At 64.8% G+C, this 26,392-nt stretch carries 22 protein-coding genes; 17 read left to right on the forward strand and 5 right to left on the reverse strand.

The window, feature by feature from the left end; genetic code table 11:
* Positions 1 to 4 precede the first annotated feature (4 nt).
* Positions 5 to 1,309 carry an L-fuconate dehydratase gene (locus HOP59_RS14915; RefSeq protein WP_010626963.1) on the reverse strand — a complete coding sequence of 435 codons (1,305 nt, stop codon included), beginning with the start codon at positions 1,307 to 1,309 and terminating at the stop codon, positions 5 to 7.
* Between the two features lie 301 nt (positions 1,310 to 1,610).
* Here HOP59_RS14915 and gabD point away from each other — a divergent pair, with 301 nt between their 5' ends.
* From gabD to HOP59_RS14950, 7 genes are all read left to right on the forward strand, one after another.
* Positions 1,611 to 3,110, forward strand: coding sequence for an NADP-dependent succinate-semialdehyde dehydrogenase (gene gabD / locus HOP59_RS14920; protein ID WP_234254484.1), 1,500 nt, complete (start codon positions 1,611 to 1,613; stop codon positions 3,108 to 3,110).
* 1 nt (position 3,111) lies between these two features.
* Positions 3,112 to 4,008 (forward strand): NAD(P)-dependent oxidoreductase, encoded by an 897-nt coding sequence (locus HOP59_RS14925; protein WP_234254485.1) that lies wholly within the window; start codon positions 3,112 to 3,114, stop codon positions 4,006 to 4,008.
* Positions 4,009 to 4,090: 82 nt separating this feature from the next.
* Positions 4,091 to 5,050: a LysR family transcriptional regulator gene (locus HOP59_RS14930; RefSeq protein ID WP_234254486.1), complete on the forward strand. Its 960-nt coding sequence runs from the start codon at positions 4,091 to 4,093 to the stop codon at positions 5,048 to 5,050.
* Positions 5,051 to 5,227: 177 nt separating this feature from the next.
* The gene (locus HOP59_RS14935; protein ID WP_141638538.1) at positions 5,228 to 6,196 is read left to right on the forward strand and encodes a Bug family tripartite tricarboxylate transporter substrate binding protein; all 969 of its coding nucleotides are present in this window, start codon (positions 5,228 to 5,230) and stop codon (positions 6,194 to 6,196) included.
* 99 nt (positions 6,197 to 6,295) lie between these two features.
* Positions 6,296 to 6,769 (forward strand): tripartite tricarboxylate transporter TctB family protein, encoded by a 474-nt coding sequence (locus tag HOP59_RS14940; protein WP_010626969.1) that lies wholly within the window; start codon positions 6,296 to 6,298, stop codon positions 6,767 to 6,769.
* An 18-nt stretch (positions 6,770 to 6,787) separates the two neighbouring features.
* On the forward strand, positions 6,788 to 8,311 hold the full coding sequence (locus HOP59_RS14945; protein WP_010626970.1) for a tripartite tricarboxylate transporter permease: 1,524 nt from the start codon (positions 6,788 to 6,790) through the stop codon (positions 8,309 to 8,311).
* A gap of 49 nt (positions 8,312 to 8,360) precedes the next feature.
* Entirely contained in the window at positions 8,361 to 9,800 is a 1,440-nt protein-coding gene (locus tag HOP59_RS14950) for an FAD-binding oxidoreductase (protein ID WP_234254487.1), read from the forward strand.
* 23 nt (positions 9,801 to 9,823) lie between these two features.
* On the opposite strand, the gene HOP59_RS14955 is transcribed toward HOP59_RS14950, so the two are convergent.
* Positions 9,824 to 10,351, reverse strand: coding sequence for a gamma carbonic anhydrase family protein (locus HOP59_RS14955; protein ID WP_234254488.1), 528 nt, complete (start codon positions 10,349 to 10,351; stop codon positions 9,824 to 9,826).
* 344 nt (positions 10,352 to 10,695) lie between these two features.
* Here HOP59_RS14955 and HOP59_RS14960 point away from each other — a divergent pair, with 344 nt between their 5' ends.
* The 8 genes from HOP59_RS14960 (at position 10,696) to HOP59_RS14995 (ending at position 20,631) form a co-directional block, all read left to right on the forward strand.
* Positions 10,696 to 11,490: an enoyl-CoA hydratase/isomerase family protein gene (locus tag HOP59_RS14960; RefSeq protein WP_234254489.1), complete on the forward strand. Its 795-nt coding sequence runs from the start codon at positions 10,696 to 10,698 to the stop codon at positions 11,488 to 11,490.
* 76 nt (positions 11,491 to 11,566) lie between these two features.
* Positions 11,567 to 12,739 carry a CaiB/BaiF CoA transferase family protein gene (locus HOP59_RS14965; protein WP_234254490.1) on the forward strand — a complete coding sequence of 391 codons (1,173 nt, stop codon included), beginning with the start codon at positions 11,567 to 11,569 and terminating at the stop codon, positions 12,737 to 12,739.
* A 47-nt stretch (positions 12,740 to 12,786) separates the two neighbouring features.
* On the forward strand, positions 12,787 to 13,248 hold the full coding sequence (locus HOP59_RS14970) for a GlcG/HbpS family heme-binding protein (protein WP_010626975.1): 462 nt from the start codon (positions 12,787 to 12,789) through the stop codon (positions 13,246 to 13,248).
* Between the two features lie 148 nt (positions 13,249 to 13,396).
* Positions 13,397 to 14,371, forward strand: a complete 975-nt coding sequence (locus HOP59_RS14975) for a TRAP transporter substrate-binding protein (protein WP_010626976.1) — start codon at positions 13,397 to 13,399, stop codon at positions 14,369 to 14,371.
* 88 nt (positions 14,372 to 14,459) lie between these two features.
* Positions 14,460 to 15,047: a TRAP transporter small permease gene (locus HOP59_RS14980; RefSeq protein ID WP_010626977.1), complete on the forward strand. Its 588-nt coding sequence runs from the start codon at positions 14,460 to 14,462 to the stop codon at positions 15,045 to 15,047.
* Positions 15,044 to 16,327: a TRAP transporter large permease gene (locus HOP59_RS14985; protein WP_010626978.1), complete on the forward strand. Its 1,284-nt coding sequence runs from the start codon at positions 15,044 to 15,046 to the stop codon at positions 16,325 to 16,327. The genes HOP59_RS14980 and HOP59_RS14985 overlap by 4 nt, the downstream gene beginning before the upstream one ends.
* A 66-nt stretch (positions 16,328 to 16,393) precedes the next feature.
* Positions 16,394 to 17,602, forward strand: a complete 1,209-nt coding sequence (locus HOP59_RS14990; RefSeq protein ID WP_234254491.1) for a pyridoxal-phosphate-dependent aminotransferase family protein — start codon at positions 16,394 to 16,396, stop codon at positions 17,600 to 17,602.
* Between the two features lie 35 nt (positions 17,603 to 17,637).
* On the forward strand, positions 17,638 to 20,631 hold the full coding sequence (locus tag HOP59_RS14995; RefSeq protein WP_234254492.1) for an FAD-binding and (Fe-S)-binding domain-containing protein: 2,994 nt from the start codon (positions 17,638 to 17,640) through the stop codon (positions 20,629 to 20,631).
* A 58-nt stretch (positions 20,632 to 20,689) separates the two neighbouring features.
* Here the strand turns inward: HOP59_RS14995 and HOP59_RS15000 are convergent, their stop codons facing one another.
* Positions 20,690 to 22,522 carry an L-lactate permease gene (locus HOP59_RS15000; RefSeq protein ID WP_234254493.1) on the reverse strand — a complete coding sequence of 611 codons (1,833 nt, stop codon included), beginning with the start codon at positions 22,520 to 22,522 and terminating at the stop codon, positions 20,690 to 20,692.
* 379 nt (positions 22,523 to 22,901) lie between these two features.
* On the opposite strand from HOP59_RS15000, the gene HOP59_RS15005 reads away from it, so the two are divergent.
* Positions 22,902 to 23,609: a glutathione S-transferase N-terminal domain-containing protein gene (locus tag HOP59_RS15005; protein WP_234254494.1), complete on the forward strand. Its 708-nt coding sequence runs from the start codon at positions 22,902 to 22,904 to the stop codon at positions 23,607 to 23,609.
* A gap of 117 nt (positions 23,610 to 23,726) precedes the next feature.
* Positions 23,727 to 24,080, forward strand: coding sequence for a phasin family protein (locus HOP59_RS15010; RefSeq protein ID WP_010626983.1), 354 nt, complete (start codon positions 23,727 to 23,729; stop codon positions 24,078 to 24,080).
* 80 nt (positions 24,081 to 24,160) lie between these two features.
* Here HOP59_RS15010 and HOP59_RS15015 read toward each other — a convergent pair whose 3' ends face one another.
* Positions 24,161 to 24,772 carry a phosphoribosyltransferase gene (locus tag HOP59_RS15015; protein WP_010626984.1) on the reverse strand — a complete coding sequence of 204 codons (612 nt, stop codon included), beginning with the start codon at positions 24,770 to 24,772 and terminating at the stop codon, positions 24,161 to 24,163.
* A 136-nt stretch (positions 24,773 to 24,908) separates the two neighbouring features.
* On the reverse strand, positions 24,909 to 26,291 hold the full coding sequence (locus HOP59_RS15020; protein ID WP_234254495.1) for a uracil-xanthine permease family protein: 1,383 nt from the start codon (positions 26,289 to 26,291) through the stop codon (positions 24,909 to 24,911).
* Positions 26,292 to 26,392 lie beyond the last annotated feature (101 nt).

Raw genomic sequence — 26,392 nt, forward strand, 5'->3', positions numbered from 1 at the left:
TGGGTCAGCCGTCCTGCCAGGCGGCGCCGTCCGGGTAGAGGTGGCGTGACAGCGACTCGGGGTGGAGGCTGATGCTGTAGCCGGGGGCGGTCGGCACCTGATAGCGGCCGTTGCGGATCGTCACGGGGTGCTCGAAGTGCTCGTGCAGATGATCGACGTATTCGAGGATGCGCCCCTCGAGAGAGCCCGAAACGGCGATATAGTCGAACAGCGAGACGTGCTGCACGTACTCGCAGAGACCGACGCCGCCGGCGTGGGGGCAGACCGGCACGCCATGCTTGGCGGCCAGCAGCAGCACCACGATGACCTCGTTCAGCCCGCCGAGACGGGCGGCATCGACCTGACAGTAGTCGAGGGCACCGGCCTGCAGCAGCTGCTTGAACATCACCCGGTTGTGGCAGTGCTCGCCGGTGGCCACCCCGATCGAGCCCAGCCGGCGTCGAATCTCGGCGTGGCCGAGGATGTCGTCGGGGCTGGTCGGCTCCTCGATCCACAGCGGATCGAATTCGGCCAGCCGGCGCATGTTGGCAATCGCCTCGTCGACGTCCCACATCTGGTTGGCGTCCATCATAAGGGCGCGTTCCCAGCCGATCTCCTCGCGCAGGATCTGGGCGCGACGACGGTCCTCCTCCAGGTTACCGCCCACCTTCTGCTTGAAGTGCGTCCAGCCTTCGGCCAGCGCCTCGCGCGCCAGGCGCCGCACTTTGTCATCGTCGTAGCCGAGCCAGCCGGCCGAGGTGGTATAGGCCGGGTAGCCATGCTCGCGCATCTCCCGTTCACGGTCGGCGCGGCCGGCTGCATTGCGACGCAGTAACCCCAGCGCTTCCTCGGGAGTCAGGGCGTCGGTGACGAAGCGGAAGTCGAGGCAGCGGATCAGCTGCTCGGGCGGCATGTCGACCAGCAGCTTCCACACCGGCTTGCCTTCCGCCTTGGCCCACAGATCCCAGACGGCATTGACGATGGCCGCCGTGGCCAGGTGGATCGCGCCCTTCTCCGGTCCGATCCAGCGCAGCTGGCTGTCGCCGCTGGTCAGCTCGCGCCAGAAGCGGCCCATCTCGGCGGTGATGTCGTCGAGCCGGCGGCCCTCGATCAGGTAGGCCAGCGACTCTACGGCCTTGACGCAGATTTCGTTACCGCGGCCGATGGTGAAGGTCAGGCCGTGGCCGCTGAGCCCGTTCCCGGCATCGGTGTGCAGGGTGACATAGGTGGCAGAGTAGTCCGGCGCCGCGTTCATGGCATCGGAGCCATCCAGGGAGCGTGAGGTAGGAAAGCGGATGTCCTGAACCTCGAGACGGGTGATGGTGGTCATGGCGACAATTCCAGCAAGGTCTAAGAGAAGTAAAGATTTGTTGTCCAACCCAGCCTGGTGGGCAATCCAATAACCTTCCAATCGTTTTTTTCGTATCTACGTTAACCAGCGGTTATCGAAACGCACTGCAGGCCCTGTCGTGGTCCTCGAGGATGCGGCGCGTCCGGTTTCCTCTCGACGAAAGTATGATTCTTAATTTTGGATTCATAATTCAAAGTCTCAAGATCATTCTTCGTCAGAAAGTCCGTGATCAGAAAGTCCGTGATCAGACAAACCGTGATGCGAGAGGAGGCAGGAGAAGATGCGCGAGGAGAGTGGAGAAAATCAGAGCCCGACCGGTGGTCGGCAGCCGCAGCTGCAGGACCCGGCGCTGTTCAGGCAGCATGCCTACATCGATGGAAGCTGGGTCGATGCCAGCGACGAGGCGGTCATCGAGGTGATCGACCCGGCCAGCGACACGCGGCTAGGCAGCGTGCCCCGCCTGCCTCAGGCACAGGTGCGTGAAGCCATCGAGGCAGCCGAGCGAGCCCTGCCGGAGTGGAAGGCCAGGACCGCCAAGGAGCGAGCCGCCATCCTGCGGCGCTGGTACGAGCTGTGCATGGCGCACCAGGAGGATCTGGCCCGTATCCTGACCCTGGAGCAGGGCAAGCCGTTGGCCGAGGCCCGGGGCGAGATCGCTTATGGCTCCGCCTTCATCGAGTGGTTCGCCGAAGAGGCCAAGCGGGTATACGGTGACGTCATTCCGGCCCATGCCAGGGATCGCCGCATCGTGGTCACCAAGGAACCGGTCGGCGTGGTGGCCGCCATCACGCCCTGGAATTTCCCCAACGCGATGATCACCCGCAAGGCCGCCGCCGCCATGGCGGCCGGCTGCACGGTGGTGGTCAAGCCGGCATCCAGCACGCCCTTCTCGGCGCTGGCCCTGGCCGAGCTGGCCGGGCGCGCCGGTGTGCCCCGGGGAGTGCTCAACGTGGTCACCGGCAGTGCCCGCACGGTGGGCGATGAGCTGACCGCCAACCCGCTGGTACGCAAGCTCTCCTTCACCGGCTCCACCGAGGTGGGCAAGGTGCTGCTCACCGCCTGCGCCCAGACGGTCAAGAAGGTCTCCATGGAGTTGGGTGGTAACGCTCCCTTCATCATCTTCGATGACGCCGATCTCGACCAGGCGGTGGCCGGGGTGATGGCTTCCAAGTTCCGTAACACCGGCCAGACCTGCGTATGCGCCAACCGTATCTTCGTCCACGAGCGGATCTACGATGCCTTCGCCGAGCGCCTCGCCCAAGCGGTGGCGGCGCAGCAGGTCGGCAATGGCCTGGAGGAAGGGGTGACTCTGGGGCCGCTGATCGATCAGGCCGCGGTGGCCAAGGTCGAGGAGCACATCGCCGACGCCCGCGAGCGCGGGGCCAGCGTCTACCTGGGCGGGCAGCGGCATGCGCTGGGCGGCAACTTCTTCGAGCCGACGATTCTCACCGACGTCTCCAGCGATGCGCGGCTGATGAACGAGGAGACCTTCGGCCCCGTGGCGCCGCTGCTGCGCTTCAGCGACGAGCAGGAGGTGGTGCGCATGGCCAACGATACCCCCTATGGCCTGGCCAGCTACTTCTATACCCGCGATGTGGGCCGGGTGTGGCGGGTGGCCGAGGCCCTGGAGTGCGGCATCGTGGGCATCAACGAAGGCATCATCTCCAGCGAGCTGGCCCCGTTCGGCGGCGTCAAGGAGTCCGGTATCGGACGGGAGGGCTCCAAGTACGGCATTGAGGACTACATCGAAATCAAATATCTCTGCATGGGTGGGTTGTGACATGAGCGACGCGCAGTCGAAACAGCGAGTGGGCATGATCGGCATCGGCCTGATGGGCCACGGCATCGCCACCAACGTCCAGCGCGCCGGCTGGCCGCTGGCCTTTCTCGAGCACCCCGGCAACCAGCCCGTTGCGGCACTGCTCGAGAACGGGGCGCAGGCGTTCGCCACGGCGGCGGAGCTGGCCCGGCATACCGACGTCATCATTCTCTGCGTGACCGGCTCGCCCCAGGTCGAGGAGGTGCTGCTGAGCGAGGATGGCGTGCTGCAAGGGCTCAGGCCCGGCAGCGTGATCATCGACTGCTCCACGGCGATTCCCAGCTCGACGCAGCGCATCGCCGAGGCGGTGGCGGAGGCGGGCGGGCGTTTTCTCGACGCCCCCATGACGCGCACGCCCAAGGAGGCTGCCGAGGGTCGTCTCAACCTGCTGGTGGGAGGCGATGCCGAACTGTTCGCGGCGCAGCAGCCGCTGCTCGAGAGCTTCGCCGAGAACATCACCCATGCCGGCCCGGTGGGGGCCGGTCATCAGCTCAAGCTGCTGCACAACTTCGTCTCGGTGGGCTTCTCCACCGTGCTTGCCGAGGCGGCGGCCTGCGCCGAACGGGGCGGCATCGACCCGCATGTCTTCGTCGACGTGCTGGCCAAGGGCGGTGGGGCGGGCACCGTGCTCGAACGGCTGCGGCCCTACATTCAGGAGCGCGACACCTCGGGCTTCCGTTTCAGCATCGCCAACGCCCACAAGGACCTCGGCTACTACCTGGCCATGGCCGGCGACCTGGGGGCGGCGAAGGTGGCCGCAGCGGGCATCGACGAGGTGCTGGGGCAGGCCGAGGGGGCGGGGCACGCTCAGGCCACGCTCCCCGAGTTGATCGGTCTGCTCGGCAGGGGAGACATCTGACGGCAGCGGGGCGCTGCTTGATCCCGCTGGCAGCGGCGCCTATGTTGGCTGATCGGCATAGGTTATCAGAGGGCCGGTAAACGTGGACAACCTGTCATCGACCGGCCTGTGCGGCTGGATGCGTTTCAAGCACCTGCTGCTGCTGCTTCACCTCGACAAGCGCCGCAACATGCGTGCCGCCGCCCGGCAGATGCATCTCAGCCAGCCGGCAGCCAGCAAGATGCTGCGCGACCTGGAGACCCATTTCGGCTTTGCCATCTTCGAGCGCCAGCCTCGGGCGATGGTGCCGACCGAGCTGGGCGCTCAGCTGGTGAGGCATGCCGAGATTCTGCTCAACGATATCGAGCGCATGGTCGAGGACGTCCAGCGCATGCGCGAAGGCGGCTATGGGCGGCTGCTGATCGGTGCCATCCCGGCGGCCGCCCCCGAGATCCTGCCGGCAGCCATTGCCGCCCTCAAGGGACGGCGGCCGCGGCTGTCGGTCAGCATCGATGAGCAGAGCAGCGACCGTCTGCTGCAGGCCCTTGAATACAAGCAGCTCGATCTGGTGATCGGCCGGCTCACGGCGGTGAATCAACACAACCTGTTCGACTTCGAGCCGCTGCTTGAGGAGCCGCTGCGCGTGGTGGTGGCTCACGATCATCCTCTGGCCGGCCAGGAGCGAGTCGAACTCGCCGCGCTGCGCCATTGGCCATGGGTCCTGCATCCTCCCTCCAGTCCCATGCGTCAGGTCATCGAGGCCGCGCTGGCCGACGCCGGCATCGCCTCGCCCGACGACACCATCGAGACCACCTCGACCCAGACCACCCTGCAGCTGCTGCTGAGCGCGCCGATGCTGGCGGTGTTGCCCTGGTCGGTGCTCAAGCGCCCCCTGGCCAGCGGCCAGTATGCGGTGCTGCCGCTGACCATCGGCAAGCCGCTTGACTACTACGGCATCATCACCCGCAAGCATGAACCGCTCTCCAGCGCCGCCGCTGAGCTGGTCGCGGAGCTGCGCCGGCAGGTGGCATTCGCCAGACCGCGCGTGTCGCGCTCCTCCTGACGGCTGGCCGTTCGCAGCGGCTAGACCAAAGTCGACATTGATGAAATGAATTATGAGTTCATAATTACATTTAGCGGGAGGAGACGCCCATTCGACCCGCACCCGTGAACACGCCGGTTGCCGCCATGCCTTGGCGACGGCTTCTGATCCGACAACGACAAATAGGGTGATCGAGAGATGACGAAAACAGTGATGGTCGGCAAGACCGCACTCTGCGGAGTGCTCTGCCTGGCGCTGGTTGGCGGCGCCCACGCCTGGGAGCCACAGCGCAACGTGGAATTCGTGGTGCCATACAGCGCCGGTGGCGGTAGCGACATCAACGCGCGCATGCTGGTCGAGGCGATTCGCGAGACCGACATGGTCAACCGCAACATTCTGATCAATAACCGGCCCGGCGGCTCTGGCGCGGTAGGCAACAGTTACACCTACAGCCAGCGCGGCAATGGCCATATCATCACGACCTTCAACGGCGGTCAGATGATGAGCATGTTGGTCAACGACGCCTCGGTGCAGCTCGACGACCTTACGCCGCTCGCCACGCTGTCGCTGGATACGCTATTCGTGGGGGTCAGGGCCGAAGGAGATATCGAGAATCTCGACGACCTGATCGAGCGCGCCGAGCAGGATCCCGGCGGCATTACCGTCGGTGGGGCCGGCCGCGGCGGCGAGGACCACCTGGCCTTCGCCATGCTCGACAACAACCTGGGTGTCGACTTTCAGTACGTTCCCTTCGACGGCACCGGTGATGTCACCTCCGCCTTGCTGGGCGGCCATATCGATGCGGCCATCTTCAAGCTGGGCTCGCGGGTCGACCAGAGCATGGTGCGCTTCCTGGCCACCTATTCGGAGGAGCGCCTCGACGCTCCCTTCGACGAGGTGCCGACCTTCGACGAGCTGGGCTATGAAGGCCTCGAGCTGATGATCTTCCGTGGCTATGCCGGCCCGCCCGATATGCCCGAGGAGGCCGTCGAGTTCTGGGAGAACGTCTTCCGTGCCGCTGCGGAAACCGACAAGTGGACCCAGGAGTACGTCGAGAACAACGGCCTGATCCCGACGTTCATGGGAGCCGAGGAGAGCGCCGAGTACTACCAGCGCGAGCAGGAGCGCTACCGGGTGCTGTTCCAGGAAGCCGGCATGATCGACTGAGGCTCGCGGGGCGCGGCGCCGATGGGTGGCCGCGCCCCGGTCGTTGCTGCGGCCACCTCGTTTGTTCCCGGTCGGCCGCTACCGCAAGAGGCGCACACTATGTCAAGCGTGAATCAAGAGCCGGCCCATGAGGGCCGCTCCTGGCTCTCTCCGCTGGTCACACTGGGCATCATCGTGATGGGGCTCGCCTGGGCCGGCTTCGGTTGGTGGAAGTATGGGGTATGGATGCACAACGGCCCCGGAGCCGGCTTCTTCCCCGTGGTGATGGGGCTGGGGGCCGCTCTGCTCGGTGGCTACGAGCTGCTGCGCCGCAGGTTCGAAACGGATCGCGTGAGCTGGCGCAATCTATGGCCCGCCGTGGCCATGGGGCTGGCCATCGCCAGCATACCGCTGTTCGGCATGGTACTGGCGATGACGCTGTTCATCGTGCTGTGGATGGCGCTGATCGAGCGGCAGTCGTGGCTCAAGTCCACGGTGATCGGCGCCTGTGCGGGCGGTGCGATCTATCTGCTGTTCGGCATGTGGCTGATGGTGGCTTTCCCCGAAGGCGCGCTCATGGCGCCTTTCACCTAACCGAACGAAGAGTCGCATATGGATATCCTACAGTCCCTGATGCAGGGGTTCGCCACCTCGCTGACGTTCAGCAACATCCTGGCGGCCCTGGTCGGCGCCGGCCTCGGCATCATCGTCGGGGCCATTCCCGGCCTCGGTTCGGTCACCGGCATCGCCCTGCTGCTGCCGCTCACCTTCCAGATGGACCCCATCACCGGCATCATCATGCTCGGGGCCCTCTATTACGGCTGCATGTACGGCGGCTCCTACAGTGCCATTCTGCTCAACATCCCCGGCGATGCGCCGGCCGTGGTGACTTCGTTGGACGGCTATCCGCTGTCGCAGCAGGGGCATGGCGGCAAGGCCCTGTTCACCGCCAACATCTCCTCGTTCATCGGCGGTACCGTAGGCATCATCATGCTCACCTTCATGGGGCCCGTGCTGGCCCACGTGGGCCTCATGTTCGGGCCGGCGGAGGTGGCGGCGCTGATCCTGCTGGCGCTCTGCTCCATCGGCTGGCTGCTGGGGGACAACCCGCTCAAGGGCCTGATCTCGACCTTCATCGGCGTGATGCTGGCGACGATCGGCATCGGCACGGCCTTCGGTCAGCCGCGCTTCACTTTCGACTCCATGTATCTGCTCAACGGCATTTCCTTCATTCCGCTGGTGATCGGCATGTTCGGCTTCAGTCAGGTACTGGTGATGATGGTCAACCGGGTCGATCCCTCGGCCAAGGGGCTGACCGGCCGGCTGGGGCTGAAGGAGAGCCTGCTCGACCGCAAGGAGGCGCGCAGCATCTTGCCGGTTTCGCTGCGCTCCGGGGTGCTCGGCAATCTGGTGGGCATTCTACCGGGCGCCGGGGCCACCACCGGCTCCTTTCTCTCCTATGTGCTGGAGAAGAAGGTGGGCCGCAATGGCGCCGAGCTGGGCAAGGGGCGCATCCAGGGCGTGGCGGCCTCGGAGGCGGGCAACAACGCCGCCGCCGCCGGCTCGTTTGCGCCGCTGCTGTCATTGGGCATTCCCGGCTCGGGCACTGCGGCGGTGCTGCTCGGCGGGCTGATGATGTGGGGCCTGCAGCCCGGGCCGCTGCTGTTCCAGAACAACCCCGACTTCGTCTGGGGGCTGATCTCGTCCATGTACCTGGGCAACGTCATGGCGGTACTGGCGGCGCTGGCGATCATTCCTTTCCTGGTCAAGCTGCTGCTGATCCCGGCCTCGATCATGATCCCGGTGATCGCCGTGGTGTGCGTGGTGGGCTCCTACAGCGTCAACAACAGCATGTTCGACGTCTGGTTCATGCTCGGTGCCGGGGTGGTGGCCTTCTTCATGACCGCCGCCCGCTATCCGATCGCGCCGCTGCTGCTGGCTTTCGTGCTCACTCCTCGTCTCGAGACGAGCCTGCGCCAGGCGCTCGACATCTCCCGTGGCGATCCGATGATCTTTCTGAGAAGCCCGATAGCGGCCACACTGCTGACGTTGATCCTGCTGTTCGTGCTCTATCCGCTCGCCAAGCGGCTGTTCGTGATGGCGCGCCGGCGCGGCCACAAGGCAACGGCCGAATGAGGCGGCCCATCGCCACCCACCTTCACGACTTCTGAGTAGAGATGCCGACATGACGTACCACGACGATGCCGTCGCCGCCTTCACCCAACTGCTGGGAGCCAACGGGGTAATCACCGAGGCCGCCGACCAGGAGCGCTACGTGCGCGACTGGGCCGGTGCCCGCCTGGGCATGCCGCTGGCCGTGGTGCGCCCCCGGAGCACCGAGGAGGTGGCGGCGGTGGTGCGCTACTGCCACCGGCACGGCATCGCCATGGTGGCCCAGGGCGGGCACACCGGTCTGGTGAAGGGCGCGCTGCCGGACGTCCGGACGCCCGAGGTGGTCATCAGCCTCGAACGCATGACGCGCATCCGTGGACTCGACCCGCTCAACTTCACCATGGCGGTGGACGGCGGCTGCATTCTCGAGGAGGTCAAGCGTGCCGCCGAGGAGGCGGACTGTTTCTTTCCGCTCTCGCTGGGCGCCCAGGGCAGCTGTCAGATCGGCGGCAACATCGCCACCAATGCCGGTGGGGTCAACGTGCTGCGCTACGGCATGATGCGCGAGCTGGTGTTGGGTCTCGAGGTGGTGCTGCCCGACGGCGAGATCTGGAACGGCATGAAGGCGCTGCACAAGGACAACCGCGGCTACGATCTGAAGCAGCTCTTCCTGGGTAGCGAAGGCACGCTGGGCATCGTCACCGGGGCGGTGCTCAAGCTGACGCCGCGCCCCGAGCAGTCGCAGACCGCGCTGCTGGCGGTACCCTCGGTGGATGCCGCTGTGCGGCTCTATGCCTTGGCCAGACGCCGCTGCAGCGACCTGCTCTCCGCCTTCGAGCTGATGCCGCGCCTGTGCCTGGAGTTGGCCTTCGAGGCCGCACCGCAGCTCGCCGACCCCTTCGACGAGGCTTATCCCTACCATGTGCTGCTCGAACTGACGGCCACCGGACCGGTGGACCTGCCTGGCCTGCTCGAAGGGTTGCTGGAAGCGGGCATGGAGCACGAGGTGGTGCTGGACGGCGTGCTGGCTTCCAGCGTCGCCCAGGCCGGTCAGCTGTGGGCGATTCGCGAGAGCATGGTGGAGGGGCAACTGCTGCGCGGTGAGCACCTGCGCACCGACGTCTCGGTGCCGATCTCGGCGATTGCCGAGTGCGTTGAGCAGGCCACGGCGGAGGTCGCGGCCCTGTCGCCCACCTCGCAGGTCATCGCCTACGGCCATATCGGCGACGGCAATCTGCATATCAACGTGTTGCCACCCGCCGAGACGCCGGCAGAGGCGCTGCCGGCCCTGTTCGAGCGCCTGGAAAGCGCGATCTTCACGGTGGTGGATGGCTTCGGTGGCAGCATCAGCGCCGAGCACGGCATCGGCCGCAGCAAGCAGGCGGCCTTTCTCGACCGCCTCACGGTCACCGAGCGCCGCCTGCTGGCAGGCATCAAGGCGGTGTTCGATCCCGACGACCTGATGGGGGCAGGGCGCATCCAGGCGGCGAGCGAACGCTCCTCATCGTCGTGACGAGGCCCCGGCCAGCCCGCCGATCATTCGTCCAACGGTATCAGTTCGGCCAGGAAGCGCGCCTTGCGTTCCACATAGCTCTGGCTGCTGGCGGTCAGGCCGGCCACCTCTTCCGGGCTCAGGGTGCGTACCACCTTGGCCGGCGTGCCCATGATCAGTGAGTTGGGCGGAAACTCCTTGTTGGAGGTGATCAGCGACCCGGCACCGATAAGGCAGTTCTCGCCGATACGCGCCCCGTTGAGGACGGTGGACTGCATGCCGATCAGGGTACCGTTGCCGATGCTGCAGCCGTGCAGCATCACCAGATGGCCGATGGTGACGTCGGTGCCGATGCTCAGCGGGAACCCCGGGTCGGTGTGCAGCACGCAATTCTCCTGAATGTTGCTGTTGTCGCCGATGCTGATGGGCTCGTTGTCGCCGCGCAGCACGGCGCCCGGCCAGATGCTGACGTCCTTGCCCATTCTTACGTCGCCGATCACGGCCGCTTCGCGGGCGATGAACACGCTGTCGTCGTGGCTGGGGCGAGTCTCTCCGAGTGCATACGTCGTCATGCGTTTGCTCCTTGTGGTCGTTCGTTCGGGCTGCCGCCGGTGGGGCCGCCGAGGTGTGGCTCATGCAAGGGATGGCTCCAACTTAGGGAGCCAAACCCGAGACGTCAATAATTCAGAATTCATAACGAATTTTCTGCATTTCCATACGGAAATCATTACCTAATTGTTTTTACAGGTTTATTGGTTGCATCATCGTACAGGTGCTAGCCAAAAGTCTAACTTGATGAAATGAATTATGAGTTCATAATTACAAAAAAGAGGCGCCAACATCGACTCTGGCGCCGGTTGAGAGGGCAGGTGAGGCTTAACGGCTGCTGCCAGCCGCTGATGAAGCAGGAGGTCAAATGGAGCCGAAATCGACGGCCGAGCTGGAACTGATCAAGGATGGACGCATCGCGTGGCTGATCTTCAATCGCCCCAAGGTGCGCAATGCCATGACCTGGGGCATGTACGACTCGCTCGAGCGGCACTGCCAGGCCCTGAGCGAGGACCCGGAGGTGGACGTGGTGGTGCTGCGCGGCAGCGGCGGTGAAGCCTTCGTTGCCGGCACTGACATCAAGCAGTTCACCGGCTTCGAAACGGCACGGCACGCGCTGGACTACGAGCACCGCATCGACGAGGTCATTGGCGCCCTGGAATCGCTCGGCAAGCCCACCATCGCGCTGCTGGAGGGGTTCTGCGTCGGCGGCGGTGCGGCCATCGCCATGGCCTGCGATTTCCGCTACTGCACACCCGATCTGCGTTTCGGCGTGCCCATCGCCAAGACCCTCGGCAACTGCGTCTCCATTACCAACGTGTCGCGCCTGGTCGATCTGGTCGGTGCCGCCAGGGCCAAGGAGGTGCTGATGCTGGCCAAGCTGTTCGGTGCCGATGAGGCGAAGCAGGCGGGTTTGGTCACCGAGGTCGTCGCCGCCGAGAAGATCGAAGCGGAGGTCCGGCAGGTGGCCGAGAGGCTGGGTGGCTTTGCGCCCTTGACGCTGCGCGCCTCCAAGGAGGGAGTCAGCCGTGTGCTGGCGGCACGGCGGCCACCGGCAGGCAGCGAAGAGGACCTGATCGCGCTCTGTTACACCAGTCGCGACTTCAAGAGCGCCGTCAAGGCCTTCGTCGACAAGACCCCCCATGCCTGGCGCGGCGAGTAGCGCATAGCGCCGGCTTCGTGAGTTTTTCCTCAGCACACCCCCCAATGACAATGAGGTGGCAAGCATGCTCCCCTTAATGAAAATGAAGGTTCTCGACATTTCCCAGATCATGGCCGGCCCCTACTGCACCATGGTGCTCGGCGACCTGGGGGCGGACGTCATCAAGGTGGAGAAGAACGGCGGCGACGACAGCCGCCAGATGGGACCTTACGTCAACGACGAGTCGACCTGTTTCGCCCAGATCAACCGCAACAAGAAGAGCATCTCGCTGAACCTCAAGGAGGAAGAAGGGCGCGAGATCTTCTATCGCCTGGCCAAGGAAGCCGACGTCATCGTCGAGAACTACCGCACCGGCGTGGCCAAGAAGCTGAAGGTGGATTACGAGACCATCAAGGCCATCAACCCCGGCATCATCTACTGCTCCATCTCCGGCTATGGACAGACCGGCCCATACAGCCACAAGGGGGGCTTCGACCTGGTAGCCCAGGGCATGACGGGGCTGATGTCGATGACCGGGGAGCCGGGGAGACGCCCGCTGAAGACCGGCATCGCCGTCTACGACATCGGAGCGGGCATCACCGCCGTCTATTCGATCCTGGCTGCCTACATCCACAAGCTGAGCTCCGGGGAAGGGCAGCACGTCGACGTGGCCATCGCCGAGTGCGGCCTGCCCTGGTTCACCTGGGAGGCGGCGGCGTTCTTCGCCGAAGGCACCGTGCCCGAGCCTACCGGCTGGCGTCACCGCGTATCGGCACCCTACCAGGCGACCAAGGTCCGCGACGGTTACATCATGCTGGGCTGCGCCAATCAGCGCACCTGGGAGCGGCTCTGCCACGAGGTGATCGATCGCCCCGATCTGCTGCAGGACCCGCGCTTCATCAACAACTATCAGCGCGGGCAGAACGTAGAGGAGCTCGAGGCGGTACTCGAAGAGATCTTCATCCGGGACACCCGCGAAGCCTGGCTGGCCAAGTGCGACCAGGCGGGCGTGCCCGCCGGCCCCATCAACGACTTCGCTCAGGCGCTGGACGATCCGCACTATCAGGCGCGCGGCATGGTGCAGGAGATGGAGCACCCGGTCATCGGTCGGATGAAGACCATCGGCTTTGCCAGCAAGCTCTCCGGCACGCCGCCGCAGATTCGCCGTCCGGCACCGCTCTATGCCCAGCACACCGACGAGATCATGGCCGAGCTGGGTCTCGACGAGGCGCGCTGCGAGGAGCTGAGGCGCAAGGGGGTGATCAAGTGAAGCAGGGCGAGGCGGGCGGAACGACGATTACCGCATGAGGAGGCCTTATGGCGGGCAAGGTATTTCACAGTAGCGTGCAGCTCGGTCGTCAGCAGGCGCGAATGATAATCGACGGCGCCTTCGGCTATGGCCGTAGTGCGGATATGCAGCCTATCACCGTCGTGGTGCTGGATGGGGGCGGTCACGTAGTCGCCGCCGAGCGTGAAGACGGCTGTGCACCGCTGCGCTTTCCGGTGGCCCGTGGCAAGGCGTTCGCCGCACTCGGTAACGGTGCCTCCAGCGGCGTGGTGGGCAGCCGTAATGCCGAGCGTCCTGCCTTTCTTGCCAGCGTTGCTGCCGCTGCCGACGGTAACTTCATTCCGGTCGCCGGCGGTGTGCTGGTCCTCGATGAGGAGGCGCACGTCATCGGCGCCGTGGGGGTCAGCGGCGCCTCTTCGGACGAGGACGAAAGCGCCGCTCTCGCGGGTATCCGGGCGGCCGGCTTTGCCGCGGGGCTCGAGCCCGACTGAAGCCATTCATGGGAGGCACTCTGCTTGACATGCGTTCAATGGCAGGACTACTGTCAATGAAGAATTTAGAATAAAGAATTCATTATGTAAGTGTTTCATGGCAAGACTGATAGTGCAAAGCCAACATTAGAACAAGAGGAAACACGCCATGTATCTCCTACGTCTCACGGCGGTTGCTGCCGCTGTCGCCCTAGTCTCGGCACCCCTCCAGGCCCGCGAGATCACCTTCGGTCACGTCGGCGGCCCCGATTCGCTGTTTGCCGACTCCGCCGACTACTTCGCCGAGCTGGTCAACGAGCGCCTGCCGGAGCCTTACGAGGTGGTGGTGTTCGGCTCCAGCCAGTTGGGCACCGACTCGGAGCTGCTCCAGCGCATGCGGCTCGGTACCGTCGACCTGGCCCTGCCCTCGACCATCATGTCCTCGGTGGCTGACGAGTTCGGCCTCTTCGAGCTGCCCTATCTGATCCAGGACCGCGAGCACATGAAGCGGGTCGAGGAGGAGGTGTTCTGGCCGCAACTGGCGCCTCTGGCCGAGCAGAACGGCTACCGCATTCTCGCCGTGTGGGAGAACGGCTTCCGCCACATCACCAACAACCGCCGCGCGATCAATACCCCGGATGACCTGCGTGGCATCAAGCTGCGGGTGCCTCAGGGCGTATGGCGCGTACGCATGTTCGAGGAGTACGGCGCCGAGCCCTCGCCGATGTCGCTTTCCGAGGTATTCATGGCCCTGCAGACCGGCGTCATGGATGGTCAGGAAAACCCCCTGGCCCAGATCGCCGGACAGCGCTTCCAGGAGGTGCAGAACTACCTCTCCCTTACCGGGCACGTCTATACACCGGCCTACCTCACTGCCGGGCGCCGCTTCGACAACCTTCCCGATGAGGTGCAGGAGATCATCATCGAGGCGGCCAAGGAGACACAGGCGTTCGTCTACGAGCACGCCGCGCAGCTCGACGAGGACCTCATTGATGTGATTCGCCAGGCGAACACCGAAGTGAACGAGGTCGATACGTCGGTCTTCATCGAAGCTTCCGGGGCGATCTACGAAGCCTTCTCCCGCGAAGTGCCCGGCTCTCAGGAGCTGATCGACAGGGTGCTGGAGCTTGGCGAAGGCTCCTGATCCTCCTTGCCTCAACGGCAAAGTGCCTGCCCACGCCCTTACAGGGGGCGTGGGTCGCCCACCCCTCTTCCTGAACGAGTCGAGAGCCATGGGTACCTTGAATCGCATCTCCCGCATCCTGGAGCGTCTGCTCGAGATCATCACGGTAGTGCTGATGGTTTCGCTCACGCTGGTGGTGCTCTACGCAGTGGTGACCCGCTACGCCTGGCGTACCCCTTCCTGGTATGACGAGGTGGCCGCCATCATGCTGGTGTGGCTGACCTACTACGCCGGGGCACTGGCAGCGCTCAAACGGGGCCACATCGGCGTCGATGGCGTGCTGGCCGCCATGCCGGTCAAGTTTAGAATGCCGGTCGCCTACTTGTCCGAAGCGCTGGTCATCGGCTTCTTCGCCGTACTGTGTTGGGCTGGCCTGGTGGTGATCGAAGTGATGCAGGGCATGGCACTGATCACCCTGCGCTGGGTGCCGCTCAGCTTCACCCAGTCGGTCATTCCCATCGGAGCGGCGCTGTTCATCATCGCCCAACTGCTCAGCATGCCGGCGCACCTGGCCAAGGTGCGCTCCGGTCGGACCCAGGAAGAGGAAGAGATTCGTCACGCTATCGCCGAGGCGGAGCGCGACAATGCACGTGCCGGCTTCACGGCGGATGCGCTGACCAAGAGGGACCTGCCATGACGCTCCCCTTCATGATAATCGGCCTGCTGGGGCTGATCCTGATGGGGCTACCCATCGCAGTGGCATTGGCGATCGTGGCGACGGTAGCCATCGTGGTTTTCCAAGGCCTGGAGATGCTGCCCAATATCGGCCTGACGATGTTCGAAGGGGCAAGCAGTTTTCCTCTGCTGGCCATTCCGATGTTCGTGCTGGCCGGTGCCATCATGAATACCGGTGGCATCTCCAAGCGCCTGATCGCCTTCGCCTCGGCGCTGTTCGGCTTCATCCGCGGCGGGCTGGCGATGATCAACATCGGCGTCTCGCTGTTCTTCGCCGAGATCTCCGGCTCGGCGGTGGCCGACGTGGCCGCCACCGGCTCGGTGCTGATCCCGGCCATGAAGAAGCGCGGTTATCCCAGCTCCTTCGCAGCGGCCGTGACCTCGTCGTCGGCATCCCTGGCGATCATCATTCCCCCCTCGATTCCGATGATCCTCTACGGGGTGATGTCGGGCGCCTCCATCGTCCAGCTGTTCGTTGCCGGTATCGTGCCCGGATTGCTGGGTGCCGCGGGCCTGATGGCGCTGAGCTACTACTACGCGCGCAAGTACAACTGGCCGGTGGAGGAAGTGTTTCAGTTCAAGCGTGTTCGACAGACCGCCAGGGAGGCCGGTTGGGCGCTGACCCTGCCGATCATCATCCTCGGCTCCATCTTCGGCGGTTTCGTGACGGCCACCGAAGGGGCCGGCTTGGCGGTGGCGGCGGCGATCTTCATCAGCGCCGTGATCTACCGCGAGCTGGATCTGCGTACCCTGTACAAGGCCATCGTCGATGGCGGCCAGCAGACCGCCGTGGTGATGCTGCTGGTGGCGGCTTCGGCGTTGATCGGGGTGTTCCTGACCGAGATGCGCATGCCCCAGCAGCTGGCCCAGGCGGTGCTCAGCCTGACCGACAACAAGTACGCCATTCTTATGATGCTGAACGTCTTCTTCCTGCTGATCGGGCTCTTCCTGCACTCGGCGGCGGCGATCATCCTGGTGGTACCCATCGTCATGCCGCTGGTCGGCGCGGCGGGCATCGATCCGGTCCACTTCGGCCTGGTGGTATGTCTCAACCTGGCCATCGGCCAGCAGACCCCGCCGGTGGCGAGCGTGCTGATCACGGCCTGCTCGATCGCCAAGACGGATGTGTGGTCGGTGACCCGTTCGAACCTCGGTTTCATCTCCGTGCTGCTCTTCATTCTGCTGCTGGTGACCTACATCCCGGCCATTCCGATGGCGTTGGTGGAATTCTTTTACCGCTAGCCGGGTGGCATCCAATGGCCAGGCTGCCTGTGGCCAATGACAACGATCAACCATGGAGCACTTGTGATGCTGAACCTCGACTTCCACCCATCGGGCCGCCACTTCCTGCAGATCCCCGGGCCGTCACCGGTGCCGGATCGCATTCTGCGGGCCATGAGCCTGCCCACCATCGACCATCGCGGCCCGGAGTTCGGCGCCCTGGGCCTGGAGCTGCTGACCAAGCTCAAGCAGGTGTTCAAGACCGCAGGGCCGGTGATGATCTATCCGGCCTCGGGGACCGGCGCCTGGGAGGCGGCACTCGCCAACGTTCTCTCCCCCGGCGACCGGGTGCTGATGTTCGAGACCGGCCATTTTGCCGCTTTGTGGCACAAGATGGCACTTCGCCTGCAGCTCGAGCCCGAGTTCATCGGGCTGCCGGGCTATGAAGGCTGGCGCCAGGGCATTCAGGCCGACATGATCGAGGCACGTCTGCGGGAGGATGCCGAGCACCGGATCAAGGCGGTCTGCGTGGTGCACAACGAGACCTCTACCGGCGTGACCAGCGATATCGCCGCGGTGCGTCGCGCCATCGATGCCGCCGGCCATCCGGCACTGCTGCTGGTGGATACCATCTCGGGGCTCGCCAGTGCCGACTACCGGCATGACGAGTGGGGCGTCGACGTGACCATCTCCGGCTCCCAGAAGGGACTGATGCTGCCACCGGGCATCAGCTTCAACGCCCTTTCCGACAAGGCCATCGCGGCCAGCCGCGAATCGACAATGCCCAGGAGCTTCTGGGCATGGGACGAGATTCTCGAGGCCAACCAGAACGGCTACTGGCCCTACACCCCCAGCACCAACCTGCTCTACGGCCTCAACGAGGCGCTGGACATGCTGCTCGACGAGGGGCTCGACCACGTATTTGCCCGCCACCAGCGCTGGGCCGCGGGGGTGCGCACGGCGGTCGAGGCTTGGGGCCTGGAGATCCAGTGCCAGGATCCGGCGCTCTACTCGCCGGTGCTCACCGGGGTAGTGATGCCGCAAGGGATCGATGCCGACACCGTGCGCAAGATCATCTACGAGCGCTTCGATCTGTCGCTGGGCATGGGGCTCGGCAAGGCCAAGGGCAAGATGTTCCGCATCGGCCACCTGGGCGACTGCAACGACCTGACGCTGATCGCCACCCTCGGCGGCTGCGAGGCCGGCATGAAGCTCTGCGGCGTGCCCCTTGCCGGCAGCGGTGTGGTGGCGGCGCTCGAATACTTCGCGGACAACCCGTTGCCGACCGCCCGCTGAAGGTCGAGATTCCCTGCAACAGCTGAGGAAGGACGATGACGTCTCTGACGGACAAGAGCGTTGCCCCGGATGCGCGGGTCAAGCCGGTCACCGAACTGGCGGCCCGGCTGTCCCGGGAGATGGAGGGCGAGGTACTGTTCGACCACGCCGCGCGCGGTCGCTACTCCACCGATGCCTCTATCTACCAGGTGATGCCGCTGGGCGTGGTGATTCCGCGCCACCAGCGGGATCTGACGACGGTGCTGGAGGCCGCCCGCGATGCGCGGGTACCGATCCTGGCGCGGGGCGCCGGTACCAGCCAGTGCGGCCAGACGGTGGGCGAGGCGCTGGTGATCGACACCACCCGCTGGCTCAGGGAAATCGTCGAGTTCGACCGTGAGGCGCGCACCGTGGTGGTCGAGCCCGGCATCGTGCTCGATCATCTCAATGCCTGGCTCAAGCCCCATGGGCTCTGGTATCCGGTAGACGTTTCCACCAGCGCCCAGTGCACCCTGGGAGGGATGACCGGCAATAACTCCTGCGGCTCGCGCTCGATCCGCTACGGCAACATGGTGCACAACGTGCTGGGCGTCGAGGCCTGGCTGGCCGACGGCAGCGAGGGCCGCTTCGGCTTCTTCGACGAGCTGCCGCTCAAAGGGCGCGAGCGTCAACTGGCCGAACGGGTCAAGGCCATTGCCGAGGGGGTGTCCGCCGAGATCCGCGAGCACTTCCCCAAGGTGCTGCGTCGGGTCGGCGGCTACAACCTGGACCTCTTCGACTGCCAGAATCCCAAGCCCTATGACCCGCAGGGGCGCGTAAATCTGGCCCACCTGCTGGTGGGCTCCGAGGGCACCCTGGGGGTGAGCCGACGCATCAAGCTGCGGCTCTCGCCGCTACCGGCGCACAAGGTGCTCGGCGTGGTCAACTTCCCCACTTTCTACCAGGCGATGGATTTCACCCAGCACATCGTCACCCTCGACCCCACTGCGGTGGAGCTGGTCGATCGCACCATGATCGACTTGTCGCTGGAGAATCCGGCGTTCCGCCCGGTGATCGAGAAAGCGCTGATCGGCCAGCCCCAAGCGGTGCTGCTGGTGGAGTTCGCCGGTGAGGAGCGGCAGGCCCAGCTCGCCTCGCTCAAACGTCTCACCGAGCTGATGGCCGATCTGGGCCTGCCCGGCAGCGTGGTGGAGATGCCCGACGCCGCCGAGCAGGCGGCGCTGTGGAACGTGCGCAAGGCCGGTCTCAACATCATGATGAGCATGAAGGGTGACGGCAAACCGGTTTCCTTCATCGAGGACTGCGCGGTGCCCCTCGAACATCTGGCCGAGTACACCGACCGGCTCACCGAGGTGTTTCATCGCCACGGTACCGAGGGCACCTGGTATGCCCACGCCAGCGTCGGCACGCTGCACGTGCGGCCTATCCTCGACATGCGCCGGGGCGGGGCGCGCAAGATGCGTGAGATCGCCGAGGAGGCTTCCGTCCTGGTGCGCCAATACAAGGGGGCCTACTCCGGCGAGCATGGCGACGGCCTGTGCCGCGGCGAGTGGGTGGCCTGGCAGTTCGGCGAGCCCCTCAACGAGGCCTTCCGGGCGGTCAAGGGCGCCTTCGATCCGCAGAACCTGCTCAACCCGGGCAAGATCGTCGATACGCCGAAAATGGATGACGAGCGCTATTTCCGCTTTCCCGTCCGCTATCAGCGCATTCCGCTCACGCCGCTGTTCGACTGGTCGGCTTGGAACGTCACCCGCGACCCGCTCACCGGCGAGCTGGGCGAGCCCGGCAGCGCCGGTGACGCCACCCATGGCCTGGCGATGGCGGTGGAGATGTGCAACAACAACGGCCACTGCCGCAAGTTCGACGCCGGCACCATGTGCCCCAGCTACCGCATCACCCGGGACGAGCAGCACCTGACCCGGGGCAGGGCCAACACCTTGCGCCTGGCACTTTCCGGGCAGCTCGGCGAGCAGGGGCTGGCCGACGATGCGGTCAAGGAGGCGCTCGATTTGTGCGTTTCCTGCAAGGGCTGCAAGCGCGATTGCCCCACCGGCATCGACATGGCCAAGTTCAAGATCGAGGCGCGTGCCGCCCGGGTGCGAACCAAGGGGCTCGCCCTGCGCGATCGCCTGATCGGCGAGATGCCGCGCTATGCGCCATGGGCGAAACGGTTCGCGGGGCTGCTGAGTGCAGTGGAGCGTCTCGACTTCCTGGCGCAGCCGCTGAAGCGAGCGCTGGGCTTCGCCCCGCAGCGCCGTTTTCCGGCCTTCACTAGTGATTTCCTCGGCGAATACCACGGCACGCCGGCCCTGGCCGCCGGCGAAGTGGTGTTGTTCGTCGATACCTTCAACAACTATATGGAGGGCGACAACGCCCGGGCCGCCAAGCGGGTGCTGGAGGCGGCCGGCTATCGCGTTCACCTCAACCTCAAGCCGGGGGAGCGGCCGCTATGCTGCGGCCGTACCTACCTCTCGTCCGGTCAGTTCGCCAAGGCGAAAGACGAGGCCAGGCGCACGCTCGATGCCCTGATGCCCTATGTCGAGCGCGGCGTGGCCGTCGTCGGGCTCGAACCCTCCTGCCTGCTCGGCATGCGCGACGAGTTCCTGCAGTACGGCTTCGGCGAGCAGGCGCGGGCCCTGGCGGATGCCGCGATGCTGTTCGAGGAGTTTCTGGTCAAGGCGCGACAGGCGGGCGAGCTGACCCTCGATCTCAAGCCGCTGCCCGGGCGTGCGCTGCTGCACGGCCACTGCCACCAAAAGGCCTTCGACGCGCTGCGCCCGGTAGAGCAGGTGTTGTCCTGGATTCCCGAGCTCACGGTCGAGACCGTCGACTCCTCCTGCTGCGGCATGGCGGGCAGCTTCGGCTACGAGGCAGAGCACTACGACGCCTCGCTGCAGATGGCCGAACTGTCGCTGTTACCGGCCATCCGCGAGGCTGATGACGACACCGTGTTGGTGGCCGACGGTACCAGCTGCCGCCATCAGATCCGCGACGGCAGCGGCCGCGAGGCGATTCACGTGGCACGGCTGCTGGAGCGGGCGCTGACGTAAAAACGCCCCCATGGCAATGCCATGGGGGCGCAAGCGTGCGGGCAAGATCAGGTCGGTCTCAGTCTTCCAGCTCCGCCTCTTCGAAGGGCTCCGGCTCAGCCTCGGCCGGCGCCTCCTGCTCCGCTTCCTCGTCCGGTTCCGCCGCTTCCGCAGGCTCCTGCTCCATCTGCTCGACGATCGCGGTCTCCGTGGCGCCCACTTCCATCAGCGGGTCGCTGACGTTGAGCACGTAGAAGCCGATCATGGCGATCGCCCCGGCGAACACCAGATAGTAGATCGTCGGCAGGATGGTCTTGCGGATGGTCTCGCCTTCACGGCCGAGCAGGCCGACGGTGGCCGATGCCGCTACCACGTTGTGGATGGCGATCATGTTACCCGCCGCGGCACCCACGGCCTGCAGCGCCACCATGAAGGCCGTGGAGAGACCGAGCTGCTGGGCGACGTTGAACTGGAACTCGGCCAGCATCAGGTTCGCCGCCGTGTTGGAGCCGGCGATGAAGGCTCCCAGGCCACCCACGGCAGGAGCGAAGAAGGGATAGACGTCACCCACCCCGTCGGCCACGAACTGGGCCATGGCCACCGGCATGGAGACCAGGTCGCCGGCATTGACCCCGGAGTTGATCAGGATACGCACCATGGGGATGGTGAAGATCAGCACGAAGCCGGCGCCGAAGATGGTGCGCGAGGACTCGCTGAAGGCTGCCTTGAGTTCACCGGCACGCATGCGGTGGATCACAGCGGTGATCAGTACCACCATCAGCAGGATGCCACCGGGCAGGTAGAGTGGCTCCAGGCTGCCCGAGACGCCTGACTCACCCAAGATGTTGGCCCAGCCGAAGCTGATCGTGTTCAGGGCGCTGCGTACGGGTTCGACGGTGCGTGAAATGACCAGCAGTACGGCCAGCAGCACGTAGGGGAGCCAGCCCATCCAGGTGGAGAGCGGGATCTTGCCGGCGATCTCGTCGATCTTGATCTCGATCTTGCCGATCCAGTTGTCGGGCCAACTGCTGCGCTCGGGGAAGTCCCAGGTATCCTTCGGAATCAGGAAGCCGCGACGGGCGGCGGGAACCACGATGGCCAGGCCGACCATGGCACCGATCATCGACGGGAATTCCGGCCCCAGCAGCACGCCTGCCAGCATGTAGGGCACCACGAAGGCGACCCCGGCAAACAGGGCGAAGGGGGTGATCGAGAGCCCCTCTTTCCACGATTTGTTGGCGCCGAAGAACTTGACCATGATCACGACCATGATCAGCGGCATCAGGATGCCGATGATGCCGTGGACGATGGCCACTTCCGCCGCGATCAGGCGGAAGTACTCCAGCCAGGTATAGCCGCCGGCTTCCAGCTGTTCGGTGATGGCACTCTGGTTGATGCCGCCGGTGACGCCTACCACGATGGGCGTGCCCACGGCACCGAAGGAGACCGGTGTAGACTGGATCATCATGCCGACCACGACGGCGGCCAGCGCGGGGAAGCCGAGCGCCACCATCAGCGGTGCGGCCACGGCCGCGGGCGTGCCGAAGCCCGAGGCGCCCTCGATGAAACAGCCGAACAGCCAGGCGACGATGATCGCCTGTACGCGGCGGTCGGGGCTGATGCCCGAGAAACCGTTACGGATCGCCGTGATGCCGCCCGAGTGCTTCAGGGTATTGAGCAGCAGGATGGCGCCGAAGATGATCCACAGGATCGAGGCGGTGAGTATCAGGCCCTGAAAGGTCGAGGCCAGGACCCGATTGAAGCTCATCTCCCAGGCGAACAGGGCGATGACGGCCGTGACCAGGTAGACGATCGGCATGGCCGTCTTGGCCGCCATGCGAAAGCCGATGAGCAGCACGCCGGCAAGTATCAGCGGCGTGAAGGCTAGTAGCGCTAGGGTCGTATCGGTCATGACGTTTCCTCGGATTTCTCCTTGTTAGAGCTGTCGGGCAAGCGATACCCGACAAGGCCACTGCCGAGTCTTCGACGGCAAGGGAGGCAACGATACGAAGAGCGAGCGCAAGTTGCCATCCATGGATCATTGGTCTTACCAATCTATGGTGCAGTGCGGAAATTAAAATTAGGATTTTTTTCTCAATGAAAACATATGCATGTGCTTGAGTAGCGGGTTCCGATAGCCGCCGGGGATGAATTCGTTATTAGACTAATGGACAGGCTTCCGCTTCCAGCGTAGTCGAGCCCGGCTCGATTGGCATCCCAGGGGCAAGGCTGGCACTATCCGAGAACGGCGAAACATCCGAGAACGACAAAACACATCCATCGGAGGCGGCATGGCACGGGTTCTCTACGATCTCTGCGGTATCGATGAAGGACTTCGCTTCTCCCCTTATTGCTGGCGCGTACGCTATGCGCTGGCACACAAGCGGCTCGATTTCGAGACGCGGGCCTGGCACTTCACCGACAAGGCGGCCCTGGCCTTTGCCGACTACGACAAGGTGCCGGTACTCGTCGACGGTGAGACGACGGTCACCGACAGCTATGCGATCCTGCGCTATCTCGATGACGCCTACCCTGAGGGGCCGCTGCTGGGAGAGGGTGTCGCCGAGGCTCGGGCGCGCTTCTTCAAGCACTATGCCGAGCGTGCCCTGCAGCCGGCGATCATGCAGACCATCGTCATGGATCTGCTCAATGCGATCGCTCCCCGGGATCGTGACTATTTCCGCGAGACGCGGGAAAAGCGCTTCGGTCGCACGTTGGAGGAGTTCCATTCGCCGGCCAAGGGGCTGGCCAAATTGGATGCTGCGCTCGAGCCGCTGCGAGGCTGCTTGAACGACGCTGACTTTATCGATGGCCAGTCGCCGGCCGCCGCTGACTACCTGGTATTCGGCGCCTTCATGTGGGCACGGGTGGTGTCCAGCGCCGACTTGGTATCGAATGCCGATCCAGTCTACGGGTGGGTCGAGCGAATGCTGGACCTGCACGACGGCCTGGGGCGAAAGGCCATGAGAGTTACCGACATTGAAGGCGCCTATCGTTGAGGTCGCTCTAGGGAGTGCTCGGCAAGGAAAAATGTTGCACTGCACAAAACGAGCTGCTATGTTGCACTGCAACAAGGCTCATTCCTGCCTTGGCAAACGCAACGTAGGAGGTGTCTCATGAGCAAGACCCAAGACAAGGCGACCCAGCAGTTCGAAAGCCTGTTCATCGCCCCGGCGCGCGCCTATGGCTCGCTGACTCTGGAATACTACGAGAAGCTGCTGTCGGCCCAGATGGAAGCCTTCCGCAGCTACTCCGATCTGAGCCTGGCTCAGGCCCGTGCCTGGGTCGACGTCAAGGACTCCGACAGCCTCAAGCAGGTTCTCGAAACCCAGCAGAAGGCTGCCAAGGAGCTTGGCGAGCGTCTGCAGGGCGACACCAAGAAGGTGGTCGACCTGAGCCAGGAGTTCCTGCAGAAGGGCCAGCAGCTGGCAGAGCAGAACGCCAAGGCCGCCAGCGCCGCTACCAAGTAAGTCGCCGCCGGCATCGAGAGAGGCCGCCGCCCATCAGGGCGGCGGCCTTTTTCGTGCTGGGGTGTGTTTCTTGAGGGGCCTCACTCCTCGAGCAGCTCCATCACTTCCTCTTCCTCGACCTGGCCGAAGTCGACATAGAACTGTCCGACCGCCATGAAGCGTGACGGCACTTCCAGGCAAACCACTTCGTCGGCCACCGCCGCCAGCCTGTCGAAGGCGCTAGTCGAGGCGACACCGAGCGCGGCAATCAGGCGCTCGGCTCGGCCTTGCAGGGTCTTCAGGGCCGCCTCCATGGTGGCACCCGTGGCGCTACCGTCATCCACGATCACCACCGTTCGGCCTTCCGGTGCAATCGGCGGGCGCACCGGAGCGTATCGCTGGCGCCGCTGTTGCAGCAGCGTGCGCTGCTGCTCGGCTTCACGCTCGATGGCTGCTTGCGAATAGTGCGCCGCCGCCTCGTCGAGTTTCATGGTGCCATCCTCGCTGATGGCCCCAATGGCGAACTCAGGGTTGCCCGGCGCGCGCAGCTTGCGCACCAGCACCACGTCGAGCTCACCTTCCAAGGCGTCGGCCAGATAGCGCCCCATGGGTACTCCACCGCGAGGAATGGCCAACACGAGAGGGTTGGAGCCCTTGAGATGGGAGAGTCGCTCGGCGAGATGCTCGGCGGCGTCCAGGCGGTCACGAAACATGTCGCATCCTCCGCATTGGTGGTGGTGTCACCAGTGTAGATGCCACCTGCCCATCGGTCGGGCGCGGCGGCAGGAGAAGTGCGGAGGGGCACGGGCGGGTAGGGCCGGTCGGAACCTGTCTGACCGACCCCTTCGTTCAGGGGGTGGAGCTTGCCTCTTCGCCTTTGGCTGTGACTTCCTCAGGCGCTTTTCGCTGCGGCTTGCCCGGCAGCACGGCGTCCAGCAACAGCGCGGCGAGTGCCGCCGGGACCAGGCCCGACTTCAGCAGCAGGCCGGCCTGGCCGGGCATGGTCTCGGCGATGGCTTCCACCGCCGGCAGGCCGATGCCCAGACTCATGGCCACGGCGATGATCAGCATGGCGCGCTGGTTGAGCTCGCACTCCTGGATGATCTTGAGTCCCGCCGAGGCAATCATGCCGAACATCACCACCCCGGCGCCGCCCAGCACGGCATGGGGCATGGCCGCGACCAGGCCGCCCAGCTTGGGGAACAGGCCCATGCAGATCAGCAGGATGCCGCCGATGGTCACCACGTGACGGCTGACCACGCCGGTCAGGGTGATCAGGCCCACGTTCTGGGCATAGGCGGTATTGGGCAGCGTGTTGAACACCGCGGCGAAGGAGGTGGCCACGCCATCGGCCATTACGCCGCCGGAGAGTTCGCGGTCCTTGGCCTGACGACCGGCGCCGCCGATGGTAATGGCGGAGATATTGCCGATGGTTTCCAGGCCCACCACGAACATGATCAGGGTCATGCCGATGATCGCGGTCAGCTGGAACTCCATGCCGTACTGCAACGGCCTGGGAATGGAGAACCAGGCGGCATTGGCGACGCTGGAGAAGTCGACCATGCCCAGTGCGATGGCCACCAGATAACCGCTCACCAGGCCCACCAGGATGGAAGCGGCCTTGAGGAAGCCACGGCCGAACTGGTGAACGATGATGGTCACCACCAGCACGAAAAGCGCCAGACCCAGGTTGGTGGGTGAGGCGAAGTCATCGGCGCCGACACCGCCAGCGGCATAGTTGAGGCCCACCGGCATCAGGGTGATGCCGATCAGCAGCACCACGATGCCGGTCACCACCGGCGAGAACCAGTGACGAATCTTCTTCAGAAAGGCCCCCAGCCCCACCTGCAGGAAGCCGGCCACCAGGGAGGCGCCCAGCACGGCGGGTAGGCCGAAGGTGCCGGCCAGGGGCAGCGCCACCGGCAGGAAGCCGAAACTGGTGCCCTGCACGATGGGCAGGCGGGCGCCGATGGGACCCATGCCGATGGTTTGGATCAGGGTGGCGATCCCCGCCACGAACAGGGCGACCTGAATCAGGAAGATCTGCTCGCCGGTAGTGGCGCCGATGACGCCGGCGATGATGATCGGCGGCGTCACGTTGCCGGCGAACATCGCCATGATGTGTTGGATGCCCAGCGGAATCGCCTTGCCCAGCGGCGGCATGGCATCCGGGTTCTGATTGACGGTGCGAGAGGGCTTGGTTGGCTGAGGAGAGGGTCCAGCATCGGTCATGGTCAGGCTCTCGGTTGTTGTTGTCTGAGTGGTGCACATCTGTGCACCACATTCCGAAATTAATGTACACAATCAATAGATCTTTAAAAGACAATTTCCAG

The organism is Billgrantia aerodenitrificans (genome assembly GCF_021404405.1).
Taxonomy (GTDB): domain Bacteria; phylum Pseudomonadota; class Gammaproteobacteria; order Pseudomonadales; family Halomonadaceae; genus Halomonas; species Halomonas aerodenitrificans.